At 48.2% G+C, this 15,801-nt stretch carries 15 protein-coding genes; 10 read left to right on the forward strand and 5 right to left on the reverse strand.

Annotated features, from left to right (window positions below; genetic code table 11):
- Positions 1 to 95 precede the first annotated feature (95 nt).
- Together NSQ20_RS07805 and NSQ20_RS07810 are read right to left on the reverse strand one after the other, a co-directional pair.
- Entirely contained in the window at positions 96 to 674 is a 579-nt protein-coding gene (locus tag NSQ20_RS07805) for a DUF1273 domain-containing protein (RefSeq protein ID WP_026081201.1), read from the reverse strand.
- Positions 675 to 746: 72 nt separating this feature from the next.
- Positions 747 to 1,895: an RluA family pseudouridine synthase gene (locus NSQ20_RS07810; RefSeq protein WP_340032212.1), complete on the reverse strand. Its 1,149-nt coding sequence runs from the start codon at positions 1,893 to 1,895 to the stop codon at positions 747 to 749.
- 190 nt (positions 1,896 to 2,085) lie between these two features.
- On the opposite strand from NSQ20_RS07810, the gene NSQ20_RS07815 reads away from it, so the two are divergent.
- Entirely contained in the window at positions 2,086 to 2,493 is a 408-nt protein-coding gene (locus NSQ20_RS07815; RefSeq protein ID WP_036610660.1) for a hypothetical protein, read from the forward strand.
- Positions 2,494 to 2,710: 217 nt separating this feature from the next.
- Here the strand turns inward: NSQ20_RS07815 and NSQ20_RS07820 are convergent, their stop codons facing one another.
- Positions 2,711 to 3,421, reverse strand: a complete 711-nt coding sequence (locus NSQ20_RS07820; RefSeq protein WP_036610658.1) for a GT-D fold domain-containing glycosyltransferase — start codon at positions 3,419 to 3,421, stop codon at positions 2,711 to 2,713.
- Between the two features lie 312 nt (positions 3,422 to 3,733).
- On the opposite strand from NSQ20_RS07820, the gene NSQ20_RS07825 reads away from it, so the two are divergent.
- From NSQ20_RS07825 to NSQ20_RS07850, 6 genes are all read left to right on the forward strand, one after another.
- Positions 3,734 to 4,423 carry a glycosyltransferase gene (locus NSQ20_RS07825; RefSeq protein ID WP_036610656.1) on the forward strand — a complete coding sequence of 230 codons (690 nt, stop codon included), beginning with the start codon at positions 3,734 to 3,736 and terminating at the stop codon, positions 4,421 to 4,423.
- An 18-nt stretch (positions 4,424 to 4,441) separates the two neighbouring features.
- Positions 4,442 to 5,431 (forward strand): SDR family NAD(P)-dependent oxidoreductase, encoded by a 990-nt coding sequence (locus tag NSQ20_RS07830; RefSeq protein ID WP_036610652.1) that lies wholly within the window; start codon positions 4,442 to 4,444, stop codon positions 5,429 to 5,431.
- Positions 5,432 to 5,506: 75 nt separating this feature from the next.
- Positions 5,507 to 6,910 carry a nucleotide sugar dehydrogenase gene (locus NSQ20_RS07835; RefSeq protein WP_051447173.1) on the forward strand — a complete coding sequence of 468 codons (1,404 nt, stop codon included), beginning with the start codon at positions 5,507 to 5,509 and terminating at the stop codon, positions 6,908 to 6,910.
- On the forward strand, positions 6,897 to 7,643 hold the full coding sequence (locus tag NSQ20_RS07840) for a methyltransferase domain-containing protein (RefSeq protein ID WP_036610649.1): 747 nt from the start codon (positions 6,897 to 6,899) through the stop codon (positions 7,641 to 7,643). Before NSQ20_RS07835 ends, NSQ20_RS07840 begins: the two co-directional genes overlap by 14 nt.
- A 451-nt stretch (positions 7,644 to 8,094) precedes the next feature.
- Positions 8,095 to 9,225 (forward strand): glycosyltransferase family 2 protein, encoded by a 1,131-nt coding sequence (locus NSQ20_RS07845; RefSeq protein WP_340032214.1) that lies wholly within the window; start codon positions 8,095 to 8,097, stop codon positions 9,223 to 9,225.
- Positions 9,226 to 9,373: 148 nt separating this feature from the next.
- Positions 9,374 to 9,838, forward strand: coding sequence for a hypothetical protein (locus tag NSQ20_RS07850; RefSeq protein ID WP_340032215.1), 465 nt, complete (start codon positions 9,374 to 9,376; stop codon positions 9,836 to 9,838).
- A gap of 350 nt (positions 9,839 to 10,188) precedes the next feature.
- Here the strand turns inward: NSQ20_RS07850 and NSQ20_RS07855 are convergent, their stop codons facing one another.
- Entirely contained in the window at positions 10,189 to 10,713 is a 525-nt protein-coding gene (locus NSQ20_RS07855) for a DUF5412 family protein (protein ID WP_051447172.1), read from the reverse strand.
- A 23-nt stretch (positions 10,714 to 10,736) separates the two neighbouring features.
- Positions 10,737 to 11,630 carry a helix-turn-helix domain-containing protein gene (locus NSQ20_RS07860; RefSeq protein WP_036610642.1) on the reverse strand — a complete coding sequence of 298 codons (894 nt, stop codon included), beginning with the start codon at positions 11,628 to 11,630 and terminating at the stop codon, positions 10,737 to 10,739.
- 114 nt (positions 11,631 to 11,744) lie between these two features.
- Here NSQ20_RS07860 and NSQ20_RS07865 point away from each other — a divergent pair, with 114 nt between their 5' ends.
- The 3 genes from NSQ20_RS07865 to NSQ20_RS07875 are packed head-to-tail and all read left to right on the forward strand — an operon-like array spanning position 11,745 to position 15,794.
- A complete protein-coding gene (locus NSQ20_RS07865; RefSeq protein WP_340032217.1) occupies positions 11,745 to 13,565 on the forward strand; it encodes an ABC transporter ATP-binding protein in 1,821 nt (606 codons plus the stop codon).
- Positions 13,558 to 15,504, forward strand: coding sequence for an ABC transporter ATP-binding protein (locus NSQ20_RS07870; RefSeq protein WP_036610636.1), 1,947 nt, complete (start codon positions 13,558 to 13,560; stop codon positions 15,502 to 15,504). Before NSQ20_RS07865 ends, NSQ20_RS07870 begins: the two co-directional genes overlap by 8 nt.
- Entirely contained in the window at positions 15,501 to 15,794 is a 294-nt protein-coding gene (locus tag NSQ20_RS07875) for a hypothetical protein (RefSeq protein ID WP_036610634.1), read from the forward strand. Before NSQ20_RS07870 ends, NSQ20_RS07875 begins: the two co-directional genes overlap by 4 nt.
- The last annotated feature ends 7 nt before the right edge of the window (positions 15,795 to 15,801 follow it).

Here is a 15,801-nt window from a genome sequence, read left to right on the forward strand (position 1 = left end):
AAAAAAACATATGTACGTCATTCAAAATACGGTTCCCCTCTGATGAAAGCTATGCATGATTGGACCTCTGACAAACTATACTGATCCACAAGGAATCAGAATGAAGAATCGTCGAAGTCCGCAATATCGTTCATGCGCTCATCCTCAGCTACAGATTGAATATCCTCTGAAGTGACACTGATGATTGTATAGTCCTCGTTCTGCTGTTTCTTCACGGCTTTTTCCTTCACAAAACGGGGGCTGCCTTCCCCAGCATCTTCGTCATAGACGAGCAGAAGACCGTCGCTTTTACGCAGCAACAGGTCATCCCGTGCAGTGAACTGCCACGGCCCGATATAAGGTTGATTGCTAATCGCACCGTAATAGTCCACACCCGAGAGGATGGAACGGTAATACTCCTGCTTGTCTTCTTTCCATTGCTCCTCCGGGTTCTGAAAGGCAGTGATGATCGACAGTTTCAGATGTGGGTACGTCTTCTTCAGATCAATGACCACTTCGCAGGCCCACAGGTCCACACCGTATTGTCCAGGCGTCAGCACCCATTCCAAACCATCCTCGACAAGGGGAGTGAGGCGGGAGGAGATGGCTTTTTTGATAAAAGGAATACCTTCATGCTTCTGTCCAAAAATCTGCAATTCATGTGCCCGGTAACCGGTGATTAACAGGTTTTTCAGTGTCCGTTCCTCCTTTCAGGTATGATCAATCGATCAGTGAATTTTCTATATATGCACACATTAGAGGTGCAGTTATTTCGGAGGTGGAGTTTCTGCACGGAACGGATACAGGAATGGCTTCGGAATATCCGTTTCGAATGACATTAACTCATCCGTTGTGGGATGAATAAACGAGAGTATACGTGCATGAAGTCCGAGACGGCCAAGGTCTCTTGTGCGTGCGCCGTATTTTCTGTCACCGGCGATCGGATGTCCGAGATCTTCCATATGCACACGAATCTGATTTTTACGCCCTGTCTCCAGACGCACTTCCAGCAAGGAGAATTCGCGGTTCGACTTCAGACGTTTGTAATGTGTAATGGCATGTTGTCCATCATTCGGACGAGAGCTGGAATACATTTTCAGCGTTTTGGTTTCCTTCAACCAGGAAGAGATGGTGCCTTCTTCTTTGGCTACTGAACCTTCAACAAGGGCAACGTATACGCGGTCCTGCACATTTTCCTTCCAGTTGTTTTGCAGCTTCTGCTGCACCTCTTCACTTTTGGCAAACATCATCACACCCGACGTATCCCGATCCAGACGATGGACAACAAAGATCCGGTTGAGCGGATTGGTGCGGCGCACATGCTCTGTCAGTTGGCGATAAGCCGTCAGGTCGTCCGTCTTGTCAGCGGCAATGGACAATAGTCCGGCTTCCTTGCGGATCACAATGATATCATCGTCTTCATGCAAAATGTTAATACCCGTCAAGGATGGAGCAGCGACTGCACCTTCTTTTCGAATGTAGACAATCTGACCTGGCGTCAGCGCTTCATTAAACTTGGTTACAACCTTCTGATCCACGGATACCTGTCCACGACCCAGAATGGACTTCACTGCGTTCCGTCCTGATTTCAAATGCTGCAACAGGAAATTCAACAGTTCATCCGGTTCGGTCACTTTGTACTGGCGTGGTGGTTCCTGCTTGCGATAGTAGGAATTGCCTGGTCGTTTGGATGCGCTGGCATTTTTGGGTTTGTTGCCTCCAGCTTTCTTGGGTGCACCCGATGATTTAGCGGTTATTGGCTTCTTATTCTCCTCCGTATTACGTGATGCGGAAGCACCTGATGTTTTGGCAGATGAGAAGTTGGACTTGCCGGAACGTGCTGAAGATGAACCTGTATAAGATTTCCCCTTGGCCGAGGCCGATGTCTTGCTGGTTGGACGTTTGCGTTTATTCATGAATAGTAATCTCCTTCTGAACAGCCTGTACCGCTTGTGTGCATACGATCCGTTCATTTTCGTTATGCAGTTCAATATACCATTAACAGTCGACAAATAAAAATAGGTTCATACAATCTGCTATACATCCAATCATAAGAGTAGTGAGATTCATAGGATAGGGTATCCCATAGCATTGGAGGTGTTACTCATGGGCGTGTTTCTCGATATGAGAACTTCGATGAACTCGGCAACCGTAGGACAGCCCGGTTTGTCACTGTCAGAATCCCCGACAGCTTTTGGCACCATTGGTCTACAGACGCAGGGTGTGGTGAATCCCATTATTACGTTGAACGGGACAGTAGGTGTTACGGGAGAACTGGGAGATACCTTTGTTGTGGAGCTTGTGCGGGGTTTTTTATATGATCCTTTCTATATCATCTACCGTGCTGAAGGTACGATTGGACAGAACGGAGGTGCCGAATTCCATTCGTTCACAGCTCAGGATCTGTCTGCACCACCAGCATTGGAAAGTGTGTATACTTCGTTCATCTCGGGGGTGTCCACAGCAGTAAGAACCGGGCCGGAGATGTTATACGGTATTGCAGCCACCGGTTAGTAGTGAAAGGCGAAATATAACAGGCAGAGTGCTTCGTCATCACTTCTGTTGACGGCAGAGTTCGCTTCATACCCCAGAGACGTAAGACAATGCATCGATAGGTTTCGACTAGCGCTCAGCAAGAACCCCCCGGCTTAAGCAGTCGGGGGGTTTTGCCGTACAAGCATCTGCACGTTTCAATACAAATCACGAATCTAAAGTTTGAAACTGTCCAGGATCAGTTGGCACGGCCTTTCAGAATGATGTTGTTGGCTTTGCCAAAGTCGATGGCAACTTTGCCTGCGAGTGCAGCTGTTCGCTCCGCAAGGATAACCGCATTGACGCCACAGGAGAAGAGAGCGACGTCGAAGGTATGTTGATTATTCTGAATCCAATGCAGCGTTTCATCCATTTGATCATAGCTATCGAAGGGCAGGGCAGTCACAATGTTCAGATTATAGGGCTCACGTTCGAGCATGGCACGCAGAGCCTCAATCTCACGAGTAACGAGTAACACACGCTTGCCTGCAAGCATCTGCCAGAAACGCGGGTTCTGCGCCAGTTCCCGATTAACACAGGCGTGACAAGTCATCGGAGGAGAGATGCCAAAGTGTGCAAATACCATGTCGGTCAGGGGTCTTTTGAGATAATCGGGAGCATTGATGGTGCTGTCACCACGAGGAAGAATGCCCACGATATCGGCACGTTGCAAGGAAGCGGCGACTTCATCCCGTAGTTTCGGGTTGGGAAGACGAAGTCCCTTTTGCCCTAAGTTGGCTTTCTTAGCCCAACGCTCCTGAAGGACCTGTTCCGTGGGCCATACGGTTTCTTGAGACATGACGATATTCTCGCCATCACCGACTCTTACAAGAGACAGCGGTCGGTGTTCCAGAAGTGCCGCTTCGAGCTGATCAAGCACACCTTCCATTTCAAGATAGATCGAATTCATGTGATGGGTTGCCTCCTTTGAAAATTGAACTGTTCTATTCTATGTTGCGACTACCGTAACGATATGTACGTTCGACCCAAAGGGCGCCATCCTTGGTTGAATATCAATCTATTTATATGAAAGTTAGTACATCTGTCGGTACCGCTTCTATCAACGTTTCATACGATATAGAGTGCTGGATTCACAAGCGAGATGTCGCTTGTAAGCGATCAGATAGATCGAAGATGATTTTCATAGGAAGACGGCATCAAAACTATGAAAACAGTCTGTATCCGACAAACGGAACTTGCAGCGTTCATGAGGAGGCATGTTATGTCCAGGAAAGTTGTGATTGAGATTAACTTCAACAATTATGGGATGGACCCGCAGCGATTAACGCGGGAATGGCTGGAGCGTCGGATGAGCATCTTCCGCACGTTCACATTGCATTGCCTGAAGGCACAGACGAATCAGGATTTCCTCACAGTGGTGAAGTTGTCCAAGGAATCCGGGGAATTAATGCAGGAGATTCTGGCGGGTCAGGAGCCGCTTCCTTCCAATATTCGTTTTGGAACCAATATGGAGAGTGTGCGTGCCATTTTGGCGTTTGCCAATGGTTCGGAGCAACTCTATATTGCCCGTCTGGATTCGGATGATTTATACCATAAAACCTTTGTTCAACAGCTCTACGATATTCAACCACAGCAGCAGACGATGGCATTGATTAACCAGAACGGATATCTGTGGGACAGTGTGAATAACGAGATGGCCCCAGCGTTTCACCGTTCTCCACAGTTCTATGTCTACTTATATAAGACAGCCGAATACGCAGCAGGATACCGGGTCAAGCTTCCGGGCAGAGGTACACATGGCAATGTCATTGAACTTCCGCACGAGCTGCTTGCTCCGCCCAATTATGTCAACATCGTGCATTCGAGCAATACTTCAACCAAAAAGGTACCGCCCAAAGACCGGTTAAGCCGGGATGAGATGGCACAGGTACTACGCGAATTCATGATCTGATCAGGGAGGGATTCATCCATGATTCAAGGACAAACGATTCTGATCACCGGAGGAACAGGCTCCTGGGGTCAAAAGCTGACTGAGGTACTGCTGGAGCAGGACCCGGCTGAGATTCGCCTTCTGTCACGTAATGAATACGCCCAGATTGCGATGCAGCGAGAGTTCAATCATGATCCGCGTCTGCGATTCATCATTGCGGATATCCGCGATTATCGGGCAGTGGAAGATGCATGTAGAGGTGTGGATGTGCTCTTCCATCTGGCTGCGCTGAAGCACGTTCCGGTCTGCGAGGACCAACCTGATGAAGCGTTCAAGACCAATGTAATCGGGACGCAGAATATTATTCGGGCTGCGATACGTATGCAGGTTGCCAAAGTCATCGATGTGTCCACCGATAAGGCGGTAGATCCGATTAACGTATATGGCATGACAAAGGCTTTGGGTGAAAAAATGATGATCCGTGCCAACTGGCTAAGTGAAGGTACCCGGTTTGTCTGCATCCGCGGGGGCAATGTGCTTGGAACCAGCGGCAGTGTCGTGCCCTTGTTCCGTCGTCAGATCAATGAAGGCAAAAGCCCGACCATTACGGATATAGGCATGACCCGTTTTTTCCTGACGCGTACCGAAGCTATACATTTACTTCTTAAGGCGGCTGAGGCGGCCGTGGGCGGAGAGACTTTTGTGATGAAAATGAAAGCTTGCAAGATGACGGAACTTGCATCCGTCATGTTGGAACAGGCGGGTCGTCCATCCTTCGATTATAAGGTGACGGGAATACGTCCAGGCGAGAAATTACATGAAGTGCTGATCTCGCCCTTTGAAGCGCCGCGTACGTACCAATACGATGCGCAGTATTATGTCATCCTGCCGGAGCACAAGGACAAGAGCCTGACGGATCAGTACAGCAGTCTGCCACATGTGAACTTCTCCGAGTATCGCTCGGACAGTGCCATGATGAACAAACCAGCGATTGCCCGGTTTTTGCGTGCAGGTGGCTATATCGATTAGGGTGTGTCTCAAAACTCGTTCGGAGTTTTCAGACACACCCACCGAGGGGAGGCGGAGCGTTTGGAGGTGGTAGGAATGGAAGAAAATCATCAACACAACCAGCACGAAGGTAATGAAGAGTTACAGCAACGTACCCTCATACAACATATTAATGACCGCTCCCTAAAAGCTGTTGTCATTGGTCTCGGTTATGTTGGTTTACCCATGGCTGTAGAGATGGCACAGGCAGGTTATCAAGTCCACGGGATTGACATCGATACTTCCAAGGTAGCCAAGCTGAACGCCGGGAATTCGTATGTCATAGGTATAGAAGATGATGTTGTGCAGTCGCTTATGCAGGCTGGGTTATTCACGGCAAGCACCGATTATGCAGCAGTGGCACAGGCCAATGTCATTGTAATCTGTGTGCCCACTCCGCTGACTGCCGAGCATCAACCGGATATCTCGTATATCTCGGCCGCGGTGGATGGCATGACTCCGTATTTGCAGGAAGGCAGCCTGGTTATATTGGAAAGCACGACCTATCCGGGCACAACGGAGGAACGCGTGAAACAACCGATTGAAGCGGCAAACGGCTGGCGAGCTGGAGAACAGTTCTACGTCTGTTATTCTCCAGAGCGGGTAGATCCGGGCAGTGTGCATTATGGTGTGAAAAATACCCCGAAGATTATTGGTGGCTCCACACCCGCTTGTCTGAATTATGGTAAACAGTTCTACGGCTCGTTCCTCAACGAAGTTGTTCCGGTTAGTTCAACAACGGTAGCGGAGACGGCAAAGCTGTTCGAAAATACATTTCGCAGTGTCAATATTGCACTCGTGAATGAGCTGACCCCGGCCTGTGAACAGATGGGGGTAAACATCTGGGAAGTACTGAATGCGGCGGCAACCAAGCCGTTTGGTTATATGCCATTCTATCCCGGTCCCGGCATCGGAGGGCACTGTATCCCAATCGATCCGATCTATCTGTCCTGGGCTGCAAACCGTCAGGGATCGGAGCTGCAATTCATCCAGCTGGCGGATGCAACTAATCGGCAAATGCCAGAGAGAGTGGTGAAACGTGCCGCGGAGCTGCTGGAGCAGAATGGTGTAACTGTGCGAGGAGCACGTGTTGTACTGGCGGGTATGGCTTATAAAAAAGACATTGACGACTTGCGCGAATCGCCAGCATTGGACGTTTTTCGGCTGCTAAGCGCAGCGGGCGCAAATGTGGTTTTCACCGATCCAATGGTGCCTGTCTTCCGTAAGGATGATGGTACAGTGCTGCACTCTTGTCCAGCGGTGCCAGAATTATGGACAGGAGCTGATCTGGTGATCATCACCACGGATCATTCGGGATTCAATTATCAGGAGATGGCAGATCATGCAAAGTTGATTTTTGATACACGCAATGCAACGGCCGGATGCCTCGGGGGAAATATTGTGGTGCTGGGTCAGCCGGTTCACCGGGTGAAAACGGGAGAAACCTATGGCCAATCATGATCGAGTGAGTGAACGCTATTACGGCGAGATTAATTCGGAAGATTCTCATGAAGCGACGAGAACGCGTATCCACTGGATGTGCCGTGAGGCGACAGGCAAACGCATCCTGGATGTCGGGTGCAGTCAGGGCATTACGTCCATTCTGCTGGCACGTGAAGGATTTCGTGTGACAGGGATTGATCTGGAAGAAGAAAGTGTCCGATATGCGCAAGCTGAGCTTGCCAAAGAATCCCGGCCGGTTAGAAATAATGTAGATTTTCGAATGCTGGATATTACGCAATGGAAAGTAAGGACTGCCTTTGATACTGTGCTGCTTGGAGAAGTGCTGGAGCATTTTGCTCATCCGGAGACGTTGTTGATCCAGATTTATAGGCTGTTGCAAGGTGATGGGACGTTGGTTGTGACTGTGCCGTATGGGTATCACCCGTTCTATGACCACAAGCAGACCTTCTATGCGGGAAGCCTGGCGATGTGCCTGATGCCGTATTTTGAAGTCTTGAAACTCGAAGTTCATCATAAATATCTATGTTGCGTGGCCCGCAAACGGCGGAGTACACAACTGCATATGTCGCCAACTTTGGACCAACTGATGGAGTGGATGGAGCTGGATCATGTCCATTTTGCCGAGGTGGAACATCAGCACCTCCGCGTAATGAAGCAGCGCAAGAAGGCACTGGACAGTGCGGTGGAGCAGGTGAAACGCCTTCGCCGTCAGGAGAGTGGGGAAGGGTAGCAGTGAAGGTAGGGACAGTGGCAAGGGCAGGGGTATTCTAACGAATCTCACACGTCTTATTTTGATGAATTAGACGAGATGAGAAATGTAACGAATCTCAGCGGCGCTATTTCATCTGAAAGCTGCGATAAACGACGAATGGATGCCTATACTGCGAGAATAGCGGGTCTCAGATTCGTTACATTTACCAACTGGCTGAAATACACCGAATAGCGTCGCCTCAGTTCGTTAGCCACAGTGAAGATGAAATAAATTCTTTATTGAACTTTGAGATTTGGGAGAATGAGTGTGAAAGCAGCCTCTTGTAGTGGTAGCGCTGATTCTTGGTTTACAAGTTAATCGTAAGTTTGAAGAGAAAATTGGAGTGGCTTAGTACCAGTACCTGGTCAATGAAAGAACAAACCCGTTATGACATTTCGCAATACGCGTACGACAGGAAGGGGCTCAAAACGTGATCACCATCAGTCTGTGCATGATTGTGAAGAACGAGGAACGCACGCTGGCGCGCTGTCTGGACTCGGTTGCCGGCATCGCGGACGAGATCGTCATTGTGGATACCGGTTCATCGGATCGCACGATTGACATCGCTGCGCAGTATACCGATCATGTCTACACGTATGAATGGAAGGAAGACTTTGCCGCAGCGCGGAATGAATCATTCGCCAAGGCCACGCAGGAGTATATCCTGTGGCTGGATGCGGATGATGTGCTGCTGCCCGCGGAACGGGCGAAGCTGGAGGTGTTGAAGCAGCAGCTTCCGTCCGGGGGGAAGACGGAAGCTGTGATCTTGAACTACACGCTGGCCGAGGGAGCGGAGGGGAGTCCACTTGTGACGGACCGACGCCTTCGCCTGGTCAAGTGGGATGCCGGGTGCCGCTGGCATGGCCGGCTGCACGAGCAGCTCAGCTTCCCGCGGGGCGAGGTCATTACGGCAGATATTGCCGTCACGCATCGCCGCGAAGCGGGACATCATTCGGCGCGAAACGTGCGCATTCTGCGCAAATGGATCGCCGAAGAGGGCGTAGCCCAAGGTCGCCTGCTGTTTTATTATGCAGGCGAATGTTATGACCGCCAGCGTTATGCGGCGGCGGCACGCGGGTACACGAAGCTGCTGGAGCAGCCAAGCGGATACCGCGAGGATCGCCTGATTGCCTGCGCGCGGCTGGCGGAATGTTATGAACAACTGGGTGAGCCGGGCCGTAAGCTCGGCGCATTGCTGCAATCGTTCCAGTATGATCTGCCACATGCCGATTTCTGCTGTGCCATTGCGGCCTGTTTTCATGAACGGCAGGAACCCGTCTCGGCGATCTACTGGTATATGCAGGCGGTGGACGTGAGCAGCCGCGATCCGGGTCTGCGCCCGGTGCCTGTGGCCTGCCGCACATGGTTGCCACATGCCCGTTTATCCCTTTGTTATGCCCATCTGGGCAACTGGGAGCACGCATTGATGCATAACACCAAAGCCCGTGAGTACTTGCCCAACGATCCCGGGTTGCTTGCCAATCGCCAGAAGCTCGAAGTTGTGGTACGCAAAGAGATGAAGGAGCGGGAAGAACGTGGTGAAGTGTCACCGCGTAAGTAGGGAGACGAACTGGGACAGATGAGGACAGAAGGGTTTGAAGCGGGGGTAGAGATAGAGAAAATAGATTGAAGTAGAAGTGAAATAACAACAAAAACTAATCCGTTGCTGGTAGGATGCGATAGGGCTTATCAGTGAAAATAAGGGTTGAGTGGAAATAGAGTGTAAGGCACAATTGCGAGCAGAAGCAGAAGCAGAAGCAGAAGCAGAAGCAGAAGCAGAAGCAGAAGCAGAAGCAGAAGCAGAAGCAGAAGCAGAAGCAGAAGCAGAAGCAGAAGCAGAAGCAGAAGCAGAAGCAGAAGCAGAAGCAGAAGCAGAAGCAGAAGCAGAAGCAGAAGCAGAAGCAGAAGCAGAAGCAGAAGCAGAAGCAGAAGCAGAAGCAGAAGCAGAAGCAGAAGCAGAAGCAGAAGCAGAAGCAGAAGCAGAAGCAGAAGCAGAAGCAGAAGCAGAAGCAGAAGCAGAAGCAGAAGCAGAAGCAGAAGCAGAAGCAGAAGCAGAAGCAGAAGCAGAAGCAGAAGCAGAAGCAGAAGCAGAAGCAGAAGCAGAAGCAGAAGCAGAAGCAGAAGCAGAAGCAGAAGCAGAAGCAGAAGCAGAAGCAGAAGCAGAACAAGATTAAGAGGTAGAATAGATATGATAGATAAATTATGATGCTGCCATATGTTTAAAGTCCGATAGCTACGAAGTTGGCAGTAAATAAGGATATCAGACCACAATGAAGTATAAGTAAATAAACGATAAAATGCAGAACAAGAGCAGCCCCGCTCAACCGAAAGAGTCGGTGAGAGGGGCTTTTAACGCTTCTCGTGCCGCGTGTATCTCTTGCCATGGTGTAATGATAGTAGCATTTGGTGAAATTTTCACAAGGCATACAGAGCGTTGGAACTTCTGACATGCGGTGCAGTGAGGATAACTCATCAAGATAAGTCGTCGAGTGTTCAGAGCCGTCATATTATCTGCTAAGATGTTTTACTTTTCGGGTGCCGGGCATCGCACAGACTTGTCCTTCATTCGTAAGCTTTTGCAAGCCCAGCCCCAGCCATCATATATTTCGTCATCGATATTGAGGGTCATGGTCTCATCCGTATATTCATTCCAGTTTTCAATCCGAAGTGTGTTTTCACTGTCCCATTCGAGATGGTTATTTCCGTGGTGCTTGGCACGATAGATCGTTTTTACTGTGGCGTCCTCAGGTGCATTTGTCTTCTTAACATCGACCCAGATTGTAACGCCGCCTGTCGCACCACCGTAAGGTACACCGTAAATTTCAGCAGTATACTCACCATTACGTGAAGGCATGGAATAGCTTAATTCTCCTTTCTCAGAACGGTCAAACGTAGAGAAGTATGGACGGAGCCAGAAATACAGGAATACGGCAACGAACAGTATAAGAATCAATATTGTAAATGTAGTGAGAATAGGGTGTCTACGTATCCAAGATTTGCGAGAATTTGTATTGGATGAACTTGAATTAGCTTGAGTATTTGAGTCCATAAGGTTGAACCTCCATATGCAGCTTACAGTGAAATTTGCTTTGCAGGAATATAAATGTCCAACTCTCCGTAGTGGTCCTGAGCCAGACTGCCATCAATTCTTTCAAAATAGTAGGGATCACTCTTCTCATACCCCGAATGGCTCTGCCAATATTCATCGATAAATGTCCAGACACTGTCCAGATGATCAATGTTGATCAGACTTGGGTGGAAATCACAGACAAATTTGAATACGGCATACTGGTTGGCCGGGACCTCAATTCCGTCCAGTTCTTCAGGGATATGATCCAGACTGGTGACCTCTACAGACGGCTGATATGTACTGTAATCCTCGTTAATTTCATTGGTAAATCCGATATATACGTTGGGTTGCAGCACGTTAGGAATCGAATGAAAGTGTTTGTCAAAAAAGTCGTTGCCTGCTGAATTGGCTTCATAGTGCTCTTCGTTATCTGCATACCGAATGTGGGACCGTTGCCCAATGAGTTTCATAGCCGGTTTTCGTACATACGTTGGTTTGAAAATGTATCCATATGGAAGCGTTGTGATCATGGACGAAGTCATGCGGGCTGTAAATTCAAGGTCTCCAGCTCCCTGTTTGCGATACTGCAGGGGGGTAATGCCGAAGGCTTGTTTGAAAGCACGTATGTAGGATTGTTCATGTTCAAAAGCGTAATGTCCGCTGATATCGATGATTTTCCAATTCAGGTTCACCAATTGCTCCAGGCTGCGTGCCAATTTGCGTGAGCGAATGTATTCTCCAGGCAATTGTCCGCTGACATGTTTGAACATGCGATGCAGGTGGAATTTGGATATATGAGTCACAGATGCCAGATGATCCAGCGTTAATTTGTCTTGAATATGGTCTTCTATGTAGTCGAATAGCTTATCCAATGTGTCTAGCAGATCATGTTGCATATCAATCTCCCTACTTCTAATAGTACTTACAGCAATAAATGTTCATTTTTTCCTTATCACCGATGATATCATAACCAAGTACATAATTTAATGACAAGATTGGAGAAAGCATCCATGTTTGCTGACAAAAAAAATTATACAACGTTAGGCATGTTAACTCGATTATGGACACTAACGGGCAAGTACCGTATGTTCATCATTCTGTTACTTTTCGCCGCATGTATGGTCTCCCTGATTGAGGTCGGTTATTTGGAATCGATCCGAAGACTGGTCAAAGGCGCGACTGAAGCACAGTTTTCGTTACTCTACTCAGGTTTGATCATAGGCGTTAGCATTGTAGTATTACGATTGATTGTAACCGCATTCATGACGAGGGTCGAGACGTTATTCCAGCAAAAGACATTATTGTCTGTGCAGTCTCTACTGCTCTCATCCTTTAGCAACACAGAGACACGCGATCTGGCACATTATCATACAGGTGACCTAACCTCTAGGATCTGGACTTCAGCTAAGGAAGCACAGAAGGGGATCAACCAACATGGCATTGAACTCGCGAAAAATATCATTCAGCTGATTCTTGCCTTTGCTTACTTCAGCTGGGTGAACTTGCCGCTGTCGTTGGCTATCATTGCATTCACATTGATCTATCCTCTTGTAACGGTAGGACTTGGTAAACGTCTACAAAGACGGCATGATCAGTTGAATGCCAGCGCAGCGTTAAGAGATGAGATACTGACTGAAATCATCCAAGCCCCAGTTGAGATTCGAAGTTACGGACTCGCGGGTTATGTACACCATCAATTTAAAGGTCGAATGGATCAAGTGTTCAGACATACAATGTCCGTATCTGTGTTACAACGACTTTCGGAAGCAGCCGGACGGGTCTCCACGTATGGTGGCATGATTCTGATTCTCTATCTAGGCGGCATGCAGGTCCTGAATGGACATATGGATGTAGGAGGACTGGCAGCTTTTCTGGTAGCAAGCAGTCAGTTAACACGTCCGATTGAATCGTTATCTGGGTTGTGGAATGATTTTATTGGTTCGGCTTCTCATGCGTCCAGAATCTTTGAAGTGCTGGATTTGGAGAGAAAGAACACGGTTGCTAATACCGGTACAAATACATATGTACGGTCCGATACGCATTTAGGCCAGCTTGAAAAACAATCTAAACCGGCTGGCATCAACGTGCAGCATGTGTCTTATAGGTATGCGGAGCAAGAAGAAGTGTTAACGGATATTTCTTTTGAGGCCAAGAAAGGAAAGCTTACTGTAATCACGGGGCCAAGTGGATGCGGGAAAACCACGTTATTGAAATTGATAGCTGGATTAGATAGACCTGTTACTGGTTCGATCCAGGTCATGAATCAGAAGAATTCACTGAAGGATATGCACGAAGTTCAGACAGGGCATGTCAATCAGGTGTATGTTCCGCAACAAGCCTTTATTTTCACAGGAACAGTGGAAGAGAATATTGTTTTTGGACAAGAGGGGGTATCTGCCGATCAAGTAGAGGTCGCGGCCCACATGACACATGCACATGACGCGATTATGCGTCAATCGCTCGGCTATGGGACAGAGCTTCAGCCACAAGGCGGGACGATGTCGGGTGGTGAGCTTCAGCGTATTAGTTTAGCCAGAGCGATGCTGAGGAATCCGGATATTCTATTGTTGGATGAACCGACGTCATCTCAAGACCCGTGGCATGAGCAACGGTTGAATGATCTTTTTGCAAGAATCACTGCTGACAAAGGCACAACGGTTATTGCTGTTACTCATCGATTATCGCTGATAGAACGGGCAGATCAGGTCATCTATATTCAGAAGGGACGCGTCGAAGATACGGGAACTCATCGTGAATTGCTGGATCGTCCAAACGGATATCGAAGTTATATTGCGGAGCAGGATACGGGAGTGGAGGAACAGCATGAGTAACAAGATCGAAGATGCAGCATATGCCGATGACGTTGAAATGAAAAGCAGTCATGAGAAAAGTGGAGCATATGAGATAAATGAAAAGTCTGAAATAGAAGCTCATCATCAGATGAACGAAAGTGATGTTCCAGATGACCCAAAACAAGCTGTATCATTGGCAACGGTATGGCCCGTTATTTTTCGCTGGATGAAGCCTTATGGATTAGCTGTAGCGATCTTGCTCATTTTTATCGCAGCAGATGCGGTATTTGATTGGGGACTTGCCTTTGTACAGGGATTCTTCGTGGATGCTATTCATGATGGGGGACAGGAGCAGTTAAACGCTACAGCGTTGATCTTCATCGCCATTCTGTCAGGGTTTATCGTTTTACTCGCGATGCATCGTTATGTGCTGGTATGGCTCAAGGAATCGATGCAACGGGATATGTCCATGGATCTGTTGAAACTGTTAAACCGGATGCCCTATTCCTGGGTGCGCAGACAGAAGTCCGGGGATGTGATGCTTCGTATCAAGGAAGACACGAAGCATGGTGCAGAAGTTGTGGAGGCTATTGCAGAGGGTGTTACGGTTGTATTCATCATTGCTCTATCGCTGGGATACTTGTACAGAGCAGATGCATGGGTTGCGGTTATTGCCTTGGTAAGTGCAGGGGCAATCTGGTTCACGGCGAGGTTGTATGATCAGCGAATTCTACATCTGTCCGATGAGGTCGAATCCAGGGAAGGCGAGTCCCAAGAACAGATTCAACAGTATGTTGAAGGGATACCGGTGATTCAGATTTATAATGCTTCACCGTGGTTTCTCGCTCGTTTTCGGACACAACAGCAATCACTGAATCGTGTTCAGGCTAAGTTACAGATGACCCTGAGCATGTCGGATAATGTGGCGATGGCGGTGTTTGGTCTGGCTCAATTGGCAGCTTTGTTCCTTATTGCTTTGTCAGCGGCTAGGGGAACTTTGTCTCCGGGCATGGTTGTTGCAAGTAGTCTGCTGTTTGAACTGGTGGTGTGGCCAGTACTCGGCTTGTCCAGCCAGTGGAGTCAGATGCAAGCCAGCGTGGGTGCATTTGGACGTATCTCTGCATGGTTGAAATTGGCGGAGAACAAGAAGGCAGACACATCCAATACTAAGCACGAGGAGCTTGCACAGGGAATTTGTACCCAAGATCAAGGGAGTACACAAAAAGGGGCACATAAAGAGAACGAAATTGCTATGCTACGTCTTCAACAGGTTACGGTAATAGATGAAAACAGTGGTCGGACGATTTTGGATCAAATTACGCTTAATCTGGTTCCTGGTGAACTGGTTGCGGTAGTTGGCGCCAGCGGTGCTGGCAAATCTACACTGTGCCAAGTGTGTGCAGGGTTGATCGAGCCAATAAACGGAAGCGTATTACTGGGTGATAAACATGTTGCAGAGTATGTAGAGATGGATAACCAATCCAGACTGACGTATATGCCACAGAGACCAACTTTTTTCACAGGAACGATTGAAGACAATATTCGTCTGAGTTCAGACGTTACATTGGACAGAGTGAAGTTTGCGGCAGAGCAGGCAGGTTTGCATGAATATATTGAGGCACAGGAAGGACAATACGCAGCAATGTTGCATGAGAAAGGGGCCAATCTATCTGGAGGCCAGCAACAGCGACTGTCGCTTGCTAGGCTCTTTACGAGGTCATCTGATCTGTATATTCTGGACGAACCAACGTCATCCCTGGATATTCAGACAGAACAGAACGTGATGAATCACTTGCTGAATTTTATGAAAGGCAGCATAGGGTTGCTTGTCACACATCGAATGGAGGTAGCTCGTCAGTGCTCTCGCATCCTTGTGATGGAACATGGCCGAATTGCCGAGGATGGGACGCATGAACAACTGATGCAGAGGAAAGGATTGTATTATCGCATGAATGCAAAAGGCGGTGATACAACATGAATGAATCTGGGGTTAAGATAGTAATGGATACGCTGGAGTTCTTGAGTCAGGATCGTGAAGCACGTCGTTTGTATGAAGAGCGGCAGAAGTATTTGCATGACGAAGCTTCCATGATTGAATGGGCAACGGAAAAAGGCATAGCTAAGGGGATAGAAAAGGGATTAGTAGAAGGGGAAAAAAGAAAGGCAATTGAGATTGCAAAAAACATGCTCTCATTTGGGATTGAAGTTTCAGTTATTGCCAAAACAAGTGGTATAACTGTGTCTGAAGTTGAGGCGTTGAAAGATTAAAGTGAAG

Origin of the sequence: Paenibacillus sp. FSL K6-1122 (assembly GCF_037977015.1) — a bacterium.
Lineage (GTDB): Bacteria > Bacillota > Bacilli > Paenibacillales > Paenibacillaceae > Paenibacillus > Paenibacillus amylolyticus.